General features: G+C 63.8%; 13 protein-coding genes. 9 read left to right on the forward strand and 4 right to left on the reverse strand.

The window, feature by feature from the left end:
- Window positions 1-23: 23 nt before the first annotated feature.
- Window positions 24-809: a FadR/GntR family transcriptional regulator gene (locus AD89_RS0116925; RefSeq protein WP_025780742.1), complete on the reverse strand. Its 786-nt coding sequence runs from the start codon at window positions 807-809 to the stop codon at window positions 24-26.
- Window positions 810-1,037: 228 nt separating this feature from the next.
- Here AD89_RS0116925 and AD89_RS0116930 point away from each other — a divergent pair, with 228 nt between their 5' ends.
- Together AD89_RS0116930 and AD89_RS0116935 are read left to right on the forward strand one after the other, a co-directional pair.
- Window positions 1,038-2,726 carry an L-lactate permease gene (locus tag AD89_RS0116930; RefSeq protein ID WP_025780744.1) on the forward strand — a complete coding sequence of 563 codons (1,689 nt, stop codon included), beginning with the start codon at window positions 1,038-1,040 and terminating at the stop codon, window positions 2,724-2,726.
- 88 nt (window positions 2,727-2,814) lie between these two features.
- Window positions 2,815-4,083 carry an alpha-hydroxy acid oxidase gene (locus AD89_RS0116935; protein ID WP_025780745.1) on the forward strand — a complete coding sequence of 423 codons (1,269 nt, stop codon included), beginning with the start codon at window positions 2,815-2,817 and terminating at the stop codon, window positions 4,081-4,083.
- Between the two features lie 143 nt (window positions 4,084-4,226).
- Here the strand turns inward: AD89_RS0116935 and fepB are convergent, their stop codons facing one another.
- A complete protein-coding gene (gene fepB, locus AD89_RS0116940) occupies window positions 4,227-5,180 on the reverse strand; it encodes a Fe2+-enterobactin ABC transporter substrate-binding protein (protein ID WP_035321389.1) in 954 nt (317 codons plus the stop codon).
- Window positions 5,181-5,241: 61 nt separating this feature from the next.
- Between fepB and AD89_RS0116945 the strand changes: the two genes are divergently transcribed.
- A complete protein-coding gene (locus AD89_RS0116945; protein WP_035321390.1) occupies window positions 5,242-6,270 on the forward strand; it encodes an ABC transporter substrate-binding protein in 1,029 nt (342 codons plus the stop codon).
- Between the two features lie 31 nt (window positions 6,271-6,301).
- Here the strand turns inward: AD89_RS0116945 and AD89_RS0116950 are convergent, their stop codons facing one another.
- Entirely contained in the window at window positions 6,302-6,685 is a 384-nt protein-coding gene (locus tag AD89_RS0116950; protein WP_025780749.1) for a MerR family transcriptional regulator, read from the reverse strand.
- Between the two features lie 188 nt (window positions 6,686-6,873).
- Here AD89_RS0116950 and AD89_RS0116955 point away from each other — a divergent pair, with 188 nt between their 5' ends.
- From AD89_RS0116955 to AD89_RS0116980, 6 genes are all read left to right on the forward strand, one after another.
- The gene (locus AD89_RS0116955) at window positions 6,874-8,388 is read left to right on the forward strand and encodes a SulP family inorganic anion transporter (protein WP_025780751.1); all 1,515 of its coding nucleotides are present in this window, start codon (window positions 6,874-6,876) and stop codon (window positions 8,386-8,388) included.
- A 333-nt stretch (window positions 8,389-8,721) separates the two neighbouring features.
- Entirely contained in the window at window positions 8,722-10,584 is a 1,863-nt protein-coding gene (gene dnaK / locus AD89_RS0116960; protein ID WP_025780753.1) for a molecular chaperone DnaK, read from the forward strand.
- On the forward strand, window positions 10,584-11,252 hold the full coding sequence (locus AD89_RS0116965; protein ID WP_025780755.1) for a nucleotide exchange factor GrpE: 669 nt from the start codon (window positions 10,584-10,586) through the stop codon (window positions 11,250-11,252). Before dnaK ends, AD89_RS0116965 begins: the two co-directional genes overlap by 1 nt.
- A 178-nt stretch (window positions 11,253-11,430) precedes the next feature.
- The gene (locus AD89_RS0116970) at window positions 11,431-12,447 is read left to right on the forward strand and encodes a DnaJ C-terminal domain-containing protein (protein ID WP_025780756.1); all 1,017 of its coding nucleotides are present in this window, start codon (window positions 11,431-11,433) and stop codon (window positions 12,445-12,447) included.
- Window positions 12,448-12,461: 14 nt separating this feature from the next.
- Window positions 12,462-12,902, forward strand: a complete 441-nt coding sequence (locus tag AD89_RS0116975) for a heat shock protein transcriptional repressor HspR (protein WP_025780758.1) — start codon at window positions 12,462-12,464, stop codon at window positions 12,900-12,902.
- Window positions 12,903-13,051: 149 nt separating this feature from the next.
- Window positions 13,052-13,927, forward strand: coding sequence for a DUF1206 domain-containing protein (locus AD89_RS0116980; RefSeq protein WP_025780759.1), 876 nt, complete (start codon window positions 13,052-13,054; stop codon window positions 13,925-13,927).
- A 117-nt stretch (window positions 13,928-14,044) separates the two neighbouring features.
- Here AD89_RS0116980 and AD89_RS19480 read toward each other — a convergent pair whose 3' ends face one another.
- Complete coding sequence (locus AD89_RS19480; RefSeq protein ID WP_025780761.1) at window positions 14,045-15,364, reverse strand: lipoprotein 17-related variable surface protein; 1,320 nt, start codon at window positions 15,362-15,364, stop codon at window positions 14,045-14,047.
- Window positions 15,365-15,549: the final 185 nt, after the last annotated feature.

Below are 15,549 nucleotides of genomic sequence, written 5' to 3' on the forward strand. Positions count from 1 at the left end.
CGTCAGGTAGCAATTGGGGTGGGTTAGGTTTCGGAGAGGCCGGGGAGGCGTGAAGCGGCGAAGCGGATGTGTTCCTCGGTCAGTGCTGCAGCCTCCTCGGCGCGACCGGCGGTGATGGCGTCCATGATCCCGTGGTGTTGGGCTTGCAGCTTCGCCATCAGCGCCTGCTGGTCGTCGACGCGGCTGAATGAGGAGAAGATCGACTTCCGCAGAGAGGTGCGGATGGCCCCGGTGAGGTCGGAGAACAGCTGATTTCCAGCCGCCTGAGCGATGGCGACGTGGAACGCGGTGTCCGCGTCGTTGAAGGTCTCCAGGCTGATCCCGGGAGTGTCCATCATCGCCAGCTGCGCATTGACCTCGGCCAGCGCGTCCTTATCGGCTCGGGTCGCCGCGAGGATCGCGCTCGAGCGTTCGAGCTGGATGCGCGTCTCCGTCACGTCATCGATGCTGAAGTTCGTGAGCGCCACATGAAGGCGGAGGAACCGGGTGAGTGCAGCTGAGGGCATCGCGGCGATGAACGTGCCAGCGCCGCGGCCGGACCCGCCCGAGGAACGGACGACGCCGAGGCTGTCGAGCACGCGCAGCGCCTCGCGCACACTGGCGCGACTGACGCCGAGCTTCGTCGCCAGGTCCCGTTCGGCAGGCAGAGGGTCTCCGACCCCCAGCGAACCGGCCATGATCTGCTCTTCGACGGCATCGATGACGAGCTCATAGGTGCTCGCCCGGTTCACGGGTTTCCATTCGGGACCGTCGGCCGCCTCGGCGCTGACTGTCTGTTCCGGGCGGACCTCGTTCGTGTCATCGTTCATGGTCGTCTCCACCGCGCCATCATGTCATGCCTCTCTGCGCACTGCTCGTGGGCGTGACCGGAGCCGCTGCCGGATGGACAGTTGACGCAGATCACACCCTCGTCCTATGCTCAGATTAATGGTCTGACCTCATAAAGGCCATACTGAAAATTCTGATCGTTCGAGTTCGGAGCGCGTTCACAGGGGAACGGACCCGATGTGGGCAGGCCCGGCCGATTTGGAGAAGCCATGTACACACCTGAAATCGCACCGGTGGCCGACAGCCTGCTGTGGTCGTCCCTGTTGGCGATCCTGCCGCTGCTGACGATCTTCGTCACCCTCGGCGCACTCAAATGGAAGGCCCATTGGGCCGGACTGACCGCCGTCGGCGTCGCTCTCATCGTCGCGATCGCCGCCTACGGAATGCCGGTCGGACTCGCCGCGCTCTCGGCGACACAGGGGTTCGCCTTCGGACTGTTCCCGATCATGTGGATCGTCATCACCGCGATCTGGCTCTACGAACTCACCGTGCGCTCGGGCCACTTCGAGGACTTGCGGCTGGTCATCAACGTCATCTCCGATGACCCGCGCATCCAGGCCATCATCGTCGCCTTCTGCTTCGGCGGCCTCCTCGAAGCGCTCGCCGGATTCGGTGCCCCGGTGGCGATCACCGGTGTCATGCTCGTCGCCGTCGGCTTCACCGCTATGCGAGCGGCCGTCGTCGTCCTCGTCGCCAACACCGCGCCCGTGGCCTTCGGCGCCATCGCCATCCCGATCATCACCGCCGGCACTCTGACGGGAATCGACTACCAGGACATCGGCGCCATGGTCGGTCACCAGACCCCGTTCCTCGCCGCAGTCGTGCCGCTCTTCCTCGTCCTGCTCGTCGACGGGCGTCGTGGGCTGAAGCAGATCTGGCCGCTTGCCCTCGTCGTGGGCATCGCCTTCGGCCTCGCGCAGTACGTTTCGGCCACATTCCTCTCCGTCGAACTCACCGACATCATCGCCTCCCTCGTCGGCCTCGCCGCCGTCGTCATCATGCTCCGGTTCTGGAAGCCGAAGGGCGGTCAGGATGCACTCGACCGCATGGCCGACGAGCGCGAACACGAAGGCGCCGATGCTCCCGATGCCGGCGGTGCCTCTGCTGCCGTTGCCACCGATGTGAAGAAGGAGACCGCACCGCTGACAGGGGCCCGGGTGTTCCTTGCGCTCTTCCCATACCTGCTGGTGATCGTCATCTTCTCCGTGGCCAAGCTCGTGCCGGTACTCAACAACTGGCTGGCATCGACCGATGTGAAGATTCCGTGGCCCGGACTGCACGGGAACATCCTCAACGCCGCCGGCGAAGTCTCGACCAGCACGGTCTACAACTTCCAGTGGCTGTCTTCGCCCGGAACTCTGCTGCTCATCTCCGGTATCATCGTCGCGATCGTGTACAAGATGTCGGCGAAAGACGCCGTCGACGTCTTCATCGTCAACGTTGTGAAGATGAAATTCTCGATCCTCACCGTCGGATCGGTTCTCGCGCTGGCCTATGTCATGAACCTCTCGGGCCAGACGATCACCATCGGCACCTGGATCGCCGGCACCGGAGCCTTCTTTGCCTTCCTCTCGCCGATCCTGGGCTGGCTGGGCACTGCTGTCACCGGTTCGGACACCTCGGCGAATGCACTGTTCGCCACTCTGCAGCAGACCGCCGCGCACGAGGCTGGACTCAATCCGCTGCTGCTCGTCGGCGCCAACAGCTCAGGCGGTGTCCTCGGCAAGATGGTCAGCCCGCAGAACCTCACCATCGCAGCCACCGCCGTCGGTCTGCTCGGCAAGGAGTCCTCGATCCTCCGCCGCGTCATCGGCTGGTCGTTGGGCATGCTCGTCGCTATGTGTCTGCTCGTCGGACTCCAGTCGACGGTGCTGTCCTGGATGGTCCCCGGCTCCTGAATCCGCGCGGCGCCGTCTTGCCGATCGGACCACCCGCACCAGCCACCACCCACTTCTCAACCACCGCCTAACCGAAGGAGCGAATCACATGGTCAAGAGGCAGATTCCTCAGCCGGCCGAGATCTTCGAGCTGATGAAGTTCAAGAAGATCGAACTCGACCCGAAGAAACGTCGCCTGGAGAACGCACTGACGATCGAGGACCTGCGCAAGATCGCGAAGCGCCGGACCCCGGCCGCGGCGTTCGACTACACGGACGGCGCCGCCGAGGGCGAGATCTCGATGGAACGCTCGATCCAGTCCTTCCGCGATATCGAGTTCCACCCCTCGATCCTCAAGGACGTCACGAACGTCGACACCTCCACCCAGATCATGGGCGGCAGCTCGGCCATGCCCTTCGGCATCGCGCCGACCGGCTTCACCCGACTCATGCAGACCGAGGGCGAGACCGCCGGCGCCGGAGCCGCCGGCGCTGCAGGCATCCCGTTCACGCTCTCGACGCTGGGCACGACGTCGATCGAGGACGTCAAGAAGACCAACCCGCACGGGCGCAATTGGTTCCAGCTCTATGTGATGAAGCAGCGCGACATCTCCTACGGCCTCGTCGAGCGGGCGAAGAACGCCGGGTTCGACACCCTGTTCTTCACCGTCGACGCTCCCGTCGCCGGTGCCCGACTGCGCGATACGCGCAACGGCTTCTCCATTCCGCCGCAGCTGACCCCGCAGACGATCCTCAACGCCATCCCTCGTCCCTGGTGGTGGTGGGACTTCCTGACCACCCCGAAGCTCGAATTCGCCTCCCTGTCGGAGACCGGCGGCACCGTCGGCGAGCTCCTCGATTCGGCGATGGACCCCTCCATCAACTTCGATGACCTCGCTGAGATCCGCGCCATGTGGCCCGGCAAATTCTCCGTCAAGGGCGTGCAGACGCTCGAGGATGCGAAAAAGCTCGCCGACCTCGGCGTCGATTCGATCGTCCTGTCCAACCACGGCGGGCGCCAGCTCGATCGCGCGCCCGTGCCCTTCGAACTCCTCCCCGAGGTGGCTCGCGAGATCGGCAAGGACGTGGAGATCATCATCGACACCGGAATCCGCAACGGCGCCGACATCGTCGCGTCGTTGGCGCTGGGCGCGGACTTCACGCTCATCGGCCGCGCCTACCTCTTCGGCCTCATGGCCGGCGGTCGGGAAGGTGTGGACCGGACGATCGAGATCCTCGGCGAGCAGGTCGAGCGCACCATGCGACTGCTCCAGGTCGCCGATGTCTCCGAGCTCAACCCGTCCCATGTGACCCAGCTGCGTCAATTCAACCGCGACGAGCGCGCAGAGATCATCAGCTCCCGCCCGGCCAAGGGCTGATTCGCCGAGGCGGCCCCGCGGAGGTCGATCCGACCACCGAGGCGGCCCCGCCGGGGTCGCCCAGATGGCTCCATAGGCAGAGAACGGACGGCCTGCAGCGAGAAGTATCGTCGTTGCCGGCCGTCCGTTTCGGGTTCAGGTGATCACTTGCCGAATTCGTCCTCGATGCGGTCGAGGACGTTCGTGGCGGAGTAGTAATCGAGGCGGAATGAGTCGAGGCCCATCGGGTAGACGGCATCGTTCTTCACCGCCGGTGTGCTCTCGACCAGCGAGTTCTTCGCGTACGACGCGGCGGTCTTCTCGTTCGCGTTGAACAGGAACACGGATTCGCCGGTGACGGCCTTCGACAGGTTCTCACCGGTGACTTCGACGATATCGGCGCGTTTGCCCATTTCGCCTTGGCCGGCCGTGCCTTCGGGGACCTCGGCGAGTTCGAAGCCGACCTCTTGGAGGAGCTTGCCTTGAGCGGATTCCGGGGTCCAGATGTTCGCGCTGGCCCCGGATCCTCCGCCCTTGGCCTTCTCGTTGAAGATCATGCCGGTGACCGGCTGCTTCGGGGCATCGATGGCGGATTTGACCTCCTCGGCGCGGGAACCGAATTCGTCATTGACCTTCTTCGCCTCATCCTCGTGGCCGGTCATCTCACCGAGCTTAGTCGTGACCTCCTGCCAGTCCTTGTCGCCGTAGGCGAAGACGACGGTCGGAGCGATGTCGCTGAGCTGATCGTAGATGGCGTTCGCCGAGTCCTGGCCGGTCTTCGAGACCACGATGAGGTCAGGTTCCTCGGCGAGCACGGCCTCGACATCGGGGTCGGCCTGGTAGAGGGCATTGACGTCCTTCTCCTTCGCGACGTCGCTCCACTGCGTGAAGAAGCCTTGATCGTCGGCAACGGGGGAATTGGGCACGGTGGCGTCGGAGGCAGTGACCGGTGCGTCGACGGCGAGGAGGGTGCCGGTGAGGGTCACCGAAGTGGAGACGATCGATTCGGGTGCTTCGTCGATGGTCACTTCGTGGCCGGCATCGTCCGTGATGGTCAGGGGCCATTGACCGTCGGCGGTGGCGTCGCCATTTCCCGATTCGGATACTGCATTCGTGATGAGACTCTGCGAAAGATGCGGTGTGTCGAGCGAGGTGAGTGCTTAGGGTAGGCTCATCTGTGTGAATCTGACGTTGAAGAATCGGGCGGTCGCAGCGGCCGCCTCCGCACTGACTCTTGCTCTGCTCGCCACCGGCTGTGCTGCCGAGGACGACAAAGGCGCCGATGGGGATGCCAGTAACAAGGACGTCGCCGTCGGCGGCAAAGACTTCGGCACTGCTGATGAGGAGACCGCGAAGCTCGGCAGCGATGCCGAGGCCGGGGTCTTCCCGCGAACGGTCACGCATGCCAACGGCACGACCGAGATCGAGAAGAAGCCCGAGCGAGTCGTCGTTCTCGACACCGGAGAGCTCGACGATGTCCTGTCGCTGGGCATCACACCCGTCGGCATGGTGACGACCGAAGGCGCCAGTCCGGTGCCGAGCTACCTCGAAGACCAGGTCGAGGGAGTCGAGACGGTCGGCACGATTCAAGAGCTTGATCTCGAGAAGATCGCCTCGCTCGAACCCGATCTCATCCTCGGCAGTCAGCTTCGCGCCGACAAGCTCTACGACGAGCTCGACTCAATCGCCCCGACGGTGTTTTCCATCCGTCCGGGATTCCCGTGGAAGGAGAACTTCCGCCTCGTCGGTGAGGCGATGGGCATGGAAGACGAGACGACGAAGGAACTCGAGGACTACGCTCGTGAGGCCGGTGAGCTCAAGGACTCTGTCGACGGTGATCCGACGATTTCGCTCGTGCGCTTCATGCCCGAGCGCCTGCGCCTCTATGCGAATCAGTCGCTCATCGGAGTCATTCTGAGCGACGCGGGTTTCAAGCGCCCGAAGAACCAGGACGTCGATGAACTCGCCGTCGAGATCTCCCCGGAGAACCTCGACCAGGCCGCCGGGGACTATGTCTTCTACACCAGCTACGGCGACCCTGGTGCCACAGGTGAGGCGAAGGCGCTCGAGTCGAGCCAGTGGCAGGGGCTCGACGCGGTCAAAGAGGGCAGAGCCATCCGCGTCAACGATGATGTCTGGTTCCTCGGCCTCGGGCCCACCGGAGCAGGTCAGATCCTCGACGATCTGGAGGACCACCTCGGCGATTGAGTCGAATCCTCAGCTCCCCGAAGTCGCTCCTCTAGTCAGTGATCCGTGAGTTGAGCTGATCGATGAACTCATCTGCGGCGGCGAGCTGACGTGCGAGTCTGCTGCGGCGTTCGTGAGCATCATCGAGAAACTGCGCCAGCTCATTCGCTCCATCGGCCCGGGACGGCTCGCTTCCGCGAGCACTCTCCAGTGCCCGGAGCAGGTCACCCATCTGCTCCAGCGAATACCCCAGCGGCTTCATCCTGCGAATCAGCATCAGCTGGTCGTGATCGTCTTCCGTGTAGAGGCGGAAACCTCCCTCCGACCTGCCCGAAGGAGTCAGCAGGCCGATCTGGTCGTAATGGCGAATCGTCCGCAGCGACAGCTCCGTGCGTTCAGCCAGCTCTCCGATGTGCATCATTCCGGTCTCGGCCATCGACACTCTCCTCAATTCACGCCAACCCTTACGTTACGTTAAGGTTGATTCCGGCGCCCGTATGGCGGCGCGGTGCGTCCCGGGATTTCACCTTTCGCGTGAAGCGGGAGCATGCCGACCTCGCGCAGCCGCATCCCTCTTTCAGGTGGTGTCACACCTGACGTGCTCCCGGCCTTGGAGGCTCAAACATGACGACGAACACGACCACCGCCGACGATCGGAGCCGCTACCTGCCCGACCCCTCGGTGGCGACCGCACTGAAGACTCCGCGCCTACTCGTGCGAGAAGTCCTGGCGGGACTGGTCGTTGCGCTGGCGCTGATCCCTGAGGCGATCTCGTTTTCCATCATCGCCGGCGTCGACCCGAAATTCGGCCTGTTCTCCTCATTCATCATGGCCGTGACCATTGCCTTCGTCGGCGGACGCCCGGCGATGATCACCGCCGCGACCGGCGCGGTCGCGCTCGTCATCGCGCCGGTGGCCCGTGAATACGGAATCGACTACTTCATCGCCACCGTCCTGCTCGCCGGAGTGCTGCAGATCGTGCTCGCCGTGTTCGGTGCCGCGAAGCTGATGCGTTTCATCCCCCGCAGCGTCATGGTCGGATTCGTCAACGCCTTGGCGATCCTCATCTTCTCGGCGCAGCTCCCACAGCTGATCGATGTGCCCTGGATGGTCTACCCGCTCGTAGCAGTCGGTCTGGTCATCATGATCGTCATGCCGAAGATCACCAAGGTCGTCCCCGCTCCGCTGATATCGATCATCATCGTCGCTGTCGTGGCCTTCGCGATCAACGTCCCCACCGTCGGCGATCAGGGGGAGCTGCCCCGCAGTCTGCCGGAGCTGTTCATCCCCGGCGTCCCCCTGACCTGGGAGACGTTGACGATCATCGCCCCGTACTCTCTGGCGATGGCCCTCGTCGGACTCATGGAATCACTGATGACGGCGAAGCTCGTCGACGATGTCACAGACACGCATTCGAACAAGACCCGCGAAGGTTGGGGCCAGGGAGTGGCGAACATCCTTTCAGGGTTCTTCGGCGGCATGGGCGGATGCGCCATGATCGGCCAGACCATGATCAACGTCAGAGCCTCCGGCGCCCGCACCCGCATATCGACCTTCCTCGCCGGGCTGTTCCTGCTGATCCTCGTCGTCGCGCTCGGCGACGTCGTGTCCGACATTCCGATGGCGGCCCTCGTCGCCGTGATGATCATGGTCTCGGTCGGCACCTTCGACTGGCACTCGATCAGGCTCGCCACGCTCAAGCGAATGCCCAAGAGCGAAACTGCCGTCATGGTCATCACCGTCGCTGTGGTCGTCGCGACTCACAACCTCGCCATCGGTGTCGTCGTCGGGGTGTTCGTGGCTTCTGTGATGTTCGTCCGTCGCGTTGCCCATCTCATCGACGTTCGGCGTGAGATCCAGGTGCAGGGTGATCAGAAGGTCGCGCACTATGCAGTCGAAGGGCAGCTGCTGTTCGCCTCCAGCAACGACCTGACGACGCTGTTCGAATACGCTGATGATCCGGATCGGGTCGTCATCGATTTCACGAAGTCGCATATCTGGGACGCGTCGACCGTCGCCGCTCTCGACACGATCGAGACGAAATACGAGCAGCACGGGAAGTCCGTGGAGTTCGTCGGCATGAACGACTTCACGACTGCGTTCCATGCTCGGCTCACAGGCGGTCTCGGCGGCCACTAGTGGTTTGTTCGCCTTCTGTCCTCTGTCCGGCTCTGACAGGCAGCAGGGCCGGCGGGGCTGGGCCTCCGGTCATTGCGTGTCGAAGGCGAGTTCGCGCGTCTGCGGTCGGCTGCGAAAAGAATTTCTCTCCCGCCGGAATAAAACGGCCCTCAGTAAAGTTGAGTCTGGTGTACGCAACTTTGATGAGGTCGACTTGACGGTCGAAACCTCGAAGAGAATACTTGAGTCCAGTTGGCTCAATGTGTGCGGTCGAGTGGTTCTGACCCAAGGGTCGGAGCCGCCCGATCGCACACATTCGAGTCGCAGGAACTCACGAACAAAGGAGAGAACACTATGGCACGTGCAGTCGGAATCGACCTCGGAACCACGAACTCCGTCGTTGCCGTCCTCGAGGGCGGCGAGCCGAAGGTCATCGCAAACGCCGAGGGCGGTCGCACGACCCCGTCCGTCGTCGCGGTCAACAAGAACGGCGACTCCCTCGTCGGTGAGATCGCCAAGCGCCAGGCCGTCACGAACATCAAGAACACCGTCGCATCGGTCAAGCGCCACATGGGCACCGACTGGTCCACCGAGATCGGCGGCAAGAAGATGACGGCTCCCGAAGTCTCGGCCCGCATCCTCCAGAAGCTCAAGCACGACGCCGAGGAGTACCTGCAGGAGAAGGTCACCGACGCGGTGATCACCGTTCCCGCATACTTCAACGATGCTGAGCGCCAGGCCACGAAGGACGCCGGTGAGATCGCCGGCCTCAACGTCTCGCGCATCATCAACGAGCCCACCGCTGCCGCTCTGGCCTACGGCCTCGAGCGCGGCAAGGAAGACGAGCTCATCCTCGTGTTCGACCTCGGTGGCGGCACCTTCGACGTGTCCCTGCTCGAGGTTGCCAAGGACGAGGACGACTTCTCCACCATTCAGGTCCGTGCGACCTCCGGTGACAACCGCCTCGGCGGTGACGACTGGGATCAGCGCATCGTCGACTGGCTGGTCGAGCAGGTCAAGAACAACTACGGTGTCGACCTGACCAAGGACGCCACCGCTCTGCAGCGCCTCAAGGAAGCCGCTGAGCAGGCCAAAAAGGAACTGTCCTCGGCCACCAGCACGAACATCTCGCTGCAGTACCTGTCGATGAGTGAGAACGGCCCCATCCACCTGGATGAGACCCTCACCCGTGCGAAGTTCGAGGACCTGACCAAGGACCTCCTCGAGCGCACCAAGGCTCCCTTCCATGCAGTCATGAAGGACGCCGGCGTCTCCGTGTCCGACATCGACCACGTCGTCCTCGTCGGCGGTTCGACCCGTATGCCCGGCGTGACCCAGGTCGTCACCGAACTCACCGGAGGCAAGGAGCCCAACAAGGGTGTCAACCCCGATGAGGTCGTCGCGATCGGTGCCGCCGTGCAGGCCGGTGTCCTCGTGGGTGAGCGCAAGGACGTCCTGCTCATCGACGTCACCCCGCTCTCGCTCGGACTCGAGACCAAGGGCGGTGTGATGACCAAGCTCATCGAGCGCAACACCCCGATCCCGACCAAGCGTTCGGAGACCTTCACCACCGCTGAGGACAACCAGCCCTCCGTGTCGATCCAGGTCTTCCAGGGTGAGCGTGAGTTCACTCGCGACAACAAGAACCTCGGCACCTTCGAGCTGACCGGCATCGCTCCGGCTCCGCGCGGTGTGCCGCAGATCGAGGTCGCCTTCGACATCGACGCCAACGGCATCGTCCACGTGTCGGCCACCGACAAGGGCACCGGCACCGAACAGTCGATGACGATCACCGGCGGTTCCGCACTGCCGAAGGAAGACATCGACCGCATGGTCCGCGAGGCCGAGGAGCACGCAGAAGAGGACAAGAAGCGCCGTGAGGCCGCCGACGTCCGCAACAACGCGGAGAACCTCGCCTACCAGACCGAGAAGCTGCTGACCGACAACGCGGACAAGCTGCCCGAGGAGCTCAAGACCGAGATGCAGGGCGATGTCGACGCCGTCAAGGAAGCCCTCAAGGGTGAAGACGACGACGCCGTGAAGTCCGCCTACGACAAGCTTGTGGAGAACCAGCAGAAGATCGGCGAAGCCATCTACAGCCAGCAGGGCGGTGCCGAAGGCGCCGAAGCTGCCGGTGAGGGTACCGCCGATGCAGGCGCAGACGACGATGTCGTCGACGCCGAAGTCGTCGACGAAGAGGATGAGGAGAAGAAGTAATGACTGCCGAGGGCAACGACAAGTCGTCCGAGGAGCCAGGCTTCACCTTCAGCGACAAGCGCCGGGTCGATCCGAACACCGGTGAGGTCCGTCCCGAGGCCGACGCCCAGTCGGCCTCGGCCGGGGCCGGCGAGGAGCCGACCGCGGATCCGAATGCCGAACAGGCAGCCGATGCCAGCGACCTCGGTGTGGACATCCCCGCCGACGCCTCGGGGCTTGAGGACATCGAGCCGGAGGCCGAGCCCGAACCGGGTTCGGACGCGGCGGGCTACCTGGCCGACCTCAAGCGCATCAACGCCGAATATGCGGCCTACCGGATGCGGGCCGACCGCGAACGTGAGCGTGCGGCCCTCGGCGGCACGATCAAGGCCGTCGAGGCCCTGATCCCCGTGCTCGACGAGGTCAAGCTCGCTCGCGAGAACGGCGATGTCAGCGGGCCTTTCGAGACCCACGTGAACAAGCTCGTCGAATCGCTGAACAAGATCGGCGTCGAACAGTACGGAGAGGTCGGCGACGAGTTCGACCCGAACATCCACGAAGCGCTCATGCAGCAGCCGTCGGATGAGGTCGAGAATCCGACGCTCTTCCTGGTCATGCAGCCGGGCTACCGAATCGGGGAGCGCATCATCCGCGCCGCCCGTGTCGGTGTCCAGCAGCCGGAGGACTGAACGACGACGATCGCCGAGGCGGCCGTCCGCCCCGTACGCCGGTTCACCGACGTACGGGGGCAGGCAACCGCCTCGGCGGCGGTCCGGATCTTCGGGGCAGTGCCCCGGGGCTGCGGATTGTGAGAGGACAAGTGAATACCGTGATGACAGGATTGATTGGAAGGAAAGGAGGTGCCAGGTGAATACCGGACCTCAGAATGATTGGTTCGACAAGGACTTCTACAAAACCCTCGGCGTCTCCAAGGATGCTTCCGATACCGAGATCAAGAAGGCTTATCGCAAGCTCGCGCGCAAGTACCACCCGGACGCCAATCCCGGGGATGAGAACGCCGAGGAGAAATTCAAGGAGATCGGCCAGGCCCACCAGGTGCTCTCCGACAAGGAATCCCGGGCTCAGTACGATCAGGTCCGCGCCATGGGCGGCGGCGCGCGGTTCAGCGCCGGTTCCGGTGGGCCCGGCGGGGCCGCCGGCGGCGGATTCGACGACGTGTTCTCCGACCTCTTCGGAGGCGGCGGACGGACCCGGACCCGCACGACCTACGGCGGTGGGGGAGACGTTCCCCCGGACCTGGCGGATCTGCTCGGCGGGTTCGGTGGAGGTTTCGGCGGTGGCGGCGGATACGGCGGCTACCAGCCTCCGGTCAAGGGCGGCGACATCAAGTCGAGCACGACGCTGTCGTTCACCGAAGCCATCGACGGCGCCTCGGTGAAGCTGAACATGCCCGGCGGTAAGCCGCTGACCGTGCGCACCCCGATCGGGGTCAAGGACGGACAGAAGATCCGCCTGGCCGGCAAGGGCAAGACCAGCCCCAACGGCGGCGAGCCCGGTGACGTCATCCTCACCGTGCACGTGAGCCCGCACCCGGTTTTCACCCGCGATGGTGACAACCTGCGGATGGATCTGCCGATCAGCTTCGACGAGGCGGCCCTCGGCGCTGAGGTCAAGGTGCCGACCCTGGGCGGAATGCCCGTCAAGGTCAAGGTCGCACCGGGGACACCCTCGGGACGGACCCTGCGCGTGCGGGGCAAAGGTGTGAAGACGAAGAAGGGCTCCGGCGATCTGCTGGCGACAGTCCAGATCGTGGTGCCGAAGAATCTGTCCAAGGAAGCCAAACAAGCGGTCGAGTCCTTCAAGGCCGCCACCGAAGGTGAGGACCCACGCGCCGGCTTGCTGGACAAAGCCAAGGCCAGCTGAGGTGGTGAATCACAATGCACATTTCATCGAGTGCGGCGGTGTATGTCATCTCGGTGGCCGCGGATCTGGCGGGCATGCACCCGCAGACGCTGCGGCAGTATGACCGACTGGGTCTCGTCTCTCCGGAACGCACTGCGGGCCGGGGTCGGCGTTATTCCGGGAAAGACATCGCCAAGTTGCGACTGATCCAGCAGCTGTCGCAGGACGAGGGAGTCAACCTCGTCGGGATCAAGAAGATCATCGACCTGCAGAATCAGGTCGACGCGCTCAAGAACCGCAATGAGGAGCTCGAGGACGAGGTTCGGGCACGCCGGTCGGCGCAGGAACGCGATGCACGTGTCTTTGCGGCCGGCACTGTGGGCGGAGACGTCGTCTCGATCTCGAGGGGACGTCGCCCGCAGGGGCGTCCCGAACCTGGGGCGCTGGTGCTGTACAACCGGTACCGGCGCGGCTGAGTCGGCAGTCGCCGGTCAGAGTCAGAGTGATCGGATCTGAGGCGGAGTGCGAACCGAACTTTCGGTGCGCACTCCGCCTTTTCGCGTTGTTCGACGAATCCAGTTCATTGCGGCGCAGAAAAGTACACGTGTTGTGCGACACTGACTCTGTGGACGAGAAAGAGAAGGTTCGACAGGTCGCCGACAGCGCTGATTCGGCGGCTCAGGAAGCCGCAGACAGCCGCTGGTTCGAGCGGATGGCCCGAGCGGGATTCATCGCCAATGGATTGGTCCACGCCATCCTCGGCGCGACCGCTGTGACGATCGGGCTGGGGCAGGGCGGCGGCGAAGCCGACCAGACAGGAGCTGTCGGTCAGATCGCTGCGCAGCCCTTCGGCATGGTGCTCATCATCGTCTGCTTCCTCGGCTGTGCGTTGATGGCATTGTGGTGCCTGGTCAACGCGTTCTTCGGCTCAGCATCGCTGCGTGGCGCTGGTACTCGGGATCCGCAGGAGAAGCAGGGGAGGAAACAGTGGACCGACTTCTTCACGACGGTCGGTTCTGCCATCGCCTATGTAGTCGTGGCGGCCACCTTCTCCCAATTCGTCTTCGGCGGAGGAGCGGATTCGGGTAAGTCGAGTTCACAGGCCTCGACGACGGTGGCGAAGGCGCCGGGTGGACTTTATATCCTCATGGCCGTCGGCGCCGTGATTGCGATCATCGGCATCGTATTCTGTGTCAACGGTCTGCGGCGGAAGTGGAAAGACGAGCTGCGTCGGCCGCGCAGCGCGTTCACTCGCTTCCTCGTCGGCTTCACAGGCATCGTCGGGTATCTGGGCAAGGGCGCGACGCTGCTGTCGGTGGGCATCCTCATCGTGGTGTCCGCGGCGACCGGTGATCCGGAGGAGTTCACCGGAATCGACGGTGCGCTCAAGGGCATGCGCGATCAGCCGTTCGGGCCGTATCTGCTGTTGGCTGTGGGTCTCGGCCTGGTCCTCTACGGAGTCTTCCTCGCCCTGCGCTCGAGGTACGACCGCATGGAATGAGCTGTCTTCTGACCGGCATCGCTGAGACGACGAAGGGCGCGAACCCGATCGGGTTCGCGCCCTTCGTCGTCTCACGCCCAGCTCAATCGAGCCCGGGCGAGCTCAGGTCGCTCGCTATCAGATCTCAGCGGGATCCTGGGCGACCTTCTTGCGGCGCATGGTCATGGCAACTGCGACTCCACCGATGAGGAGGAGGCCGGCGCCGCCGACGAGACCGGTCAGCTCGGTACCGGTGCGAGGCAGGTCCCCGCCGTTGCCGGCATCTCCGTTGTCGCCATCGTCGTTGCCGTCTTCATCGCCGTCGCCGCCACCGGCGTTCGGGTCGTCCTCGACCGAGAAGTCACCGGTCAGTTCGTCATCGCCGCAGGTGACGGTGACGTCGTAATCGCCGATGTAGGCCGAGGCGTTGGAGGCGCTGGTGCCGTAGACGTTGACGTTGGCCTTGCCTTCGTCGTCAGCCTGGACGGTCTTGTCGAAAGCGGTGACGCTCGACTCGCCCTTCGGGTTGACGAGGAAGCGGACGTCTTCACCGGGCTCGCAGTTCTCGACGGCAAGGGTGACGCCCTTGTCTTCCTTGACGAAGTCAGCAGGAGTGATCGACTCGGGGGAGACGGTCAGCTTGGCTTCTTCAGCAGGAGTGGAGGGGGCTTCGGTCTCGTCTTCGGTGATGGTGAAGTCCTGAGCCGGGGAGTTGGTCTCGGACTCCTGGTCGACACCCCAGACCGAGTAGTCGCCGGCTGGGAGTTCGCCGTCGCCCTCGAACTTCAGGGTTGCGGAGACCTTTCCTTCGTCGTCGGCTTCGACTTCCTGGGTCGCAAACGGCGACGTTTCGTTGCCGCCGACGACGGTGACCGTGCCGTTCGGGGTGAAGCCCTCGCCTGTGACCTTGATGCCGTTGTCCGCGAACTCGCTCTGTGTGAACTCATCGGCGTTGAGCGAGACCTTGGGATCGACCTCGGGGGCCTCGGGCTCGTCTGTGTCGTCGACGACGGAGAAGCTCAACCCGTCATAAGTGCGTTCTTCGCCGTCGCGAGTGATCGTGACGGAGAAGTCAACCGTACCGTTCTCGATGTCCTCGGCGGGCTGAGTGGAGTAGATGTTGTATTGGAAGGTATCGCCTTCAGCAGTTCCGGCTTCGCCAGTGAGCGAATCCGAGATCTTGTCTCCGGCCTCAAGGTCGGTGATCGTGACGACGATCCCCTTATCCTTGTTGGCGAGATCGTCGGCGGTGATTTCCTTGGGGGAGGTCGTCACCTTCGCCTCGATAGCCTGCGCATCAGCCTCAGGTGACTCAGACGGAGTGCTCTCCTGGGCGTCGCCGGAGTTCTTGACGACAGTGTGTGAGTAGCTGCCCGAGTTAGGGGCAGCGATGACTGGGGATGCGGCCAGGCCGGTGATGGCGATGGCCACCGCGGGTGCGAGGGCGAGCTTCTTCATGTATTTCCTTAGAAAATTGCAGCTGGGTGTGAAGTATTACGAATGTAACAGTAATGCAACATTCACCACACGCATAGTTGTGGTCGTTTTGTTCAGCTCTGAGTTCGGTTCTGGCGCAGAGTTCATTCTGCATTCATCCGAGCCGCCGATATCTCGCGGGCTGCGCGACAGGCAGAGGGGCGGCT

This window comes from Brevibacterium sp. VCM10 (genome assembly GCF_000583215.1).
Classification (GTDB): Bacteria; Actinomycetota; Actinomycetes; order Actinomycetales; family Brevibacteriaceae; genus Brevibacterium; species Brevibacterium linens.

Bases quoted from the DNA above. Each gene is read 5' to 3' on its own strand.
- AD89_RS0116965 (WP_025780755.1), top strand. From the start codon at position 10,584: ATGACTGCCGAGGGCAACGACAAGTCGTCCGAGGAGCCAGGCTTCACC.
- AD89_RS0116930 (WP_025780744.1), top strand. From the start codon at position 1,038: ATGTACACACCTGAAATCGCACCGGTGGCCGACAGCCTGCTGTGGTCG.
- dnaK (WP_025780753.1), top strand. From the start codon at position 8,722: ATGGCACGTGCAGTCGGAATCGACCTCGGAACCACGAACTCCGTCGTT.
- AD89_RS19480 (WP_025780761.1), bottom strand. From the start codon at position 15,364: ATGAAGAAGCTCGCCCTCGCACCCGCGGTGGCCATCGCCATCACCGGC.
- AD89_RS0116950 (WP_025780749.1), bottom strand. From the start codon at position 6,685: ATGGCCGAGACCGGAATGATGCACATCGGAGAGCTGGCTGAACGCACG.
- AD89_RS0116955 (WP_025780751.1), top strand. From the start codon at position 6,874: ATGACGACGAACACGACCACCGCCGACGATCGGAGCCGCTACCTGCCC.
- AD89_RS0116975 (WP_025780758.1), top strand. From the start codon at position 12,462: ATGCACATTTCATCGAGTGCGGCGGTGTATGTCATCTCGGTGGCCGCG.
- AD89_RS0116935 (WP_025780745.1), top strand. From the start codon at position 2,815: ATGGTCAAGAGGCAGATTCCTCAGCCGGCCGAGATCTTCGAGCTGATG.
- AD89_RS0116925 (WP_025780742.1), bottom strand. From the start codon at position 809: ATGAACGATGACACGAACGAGGTCCGCCCGGAACAGACAGTCAGCGCC.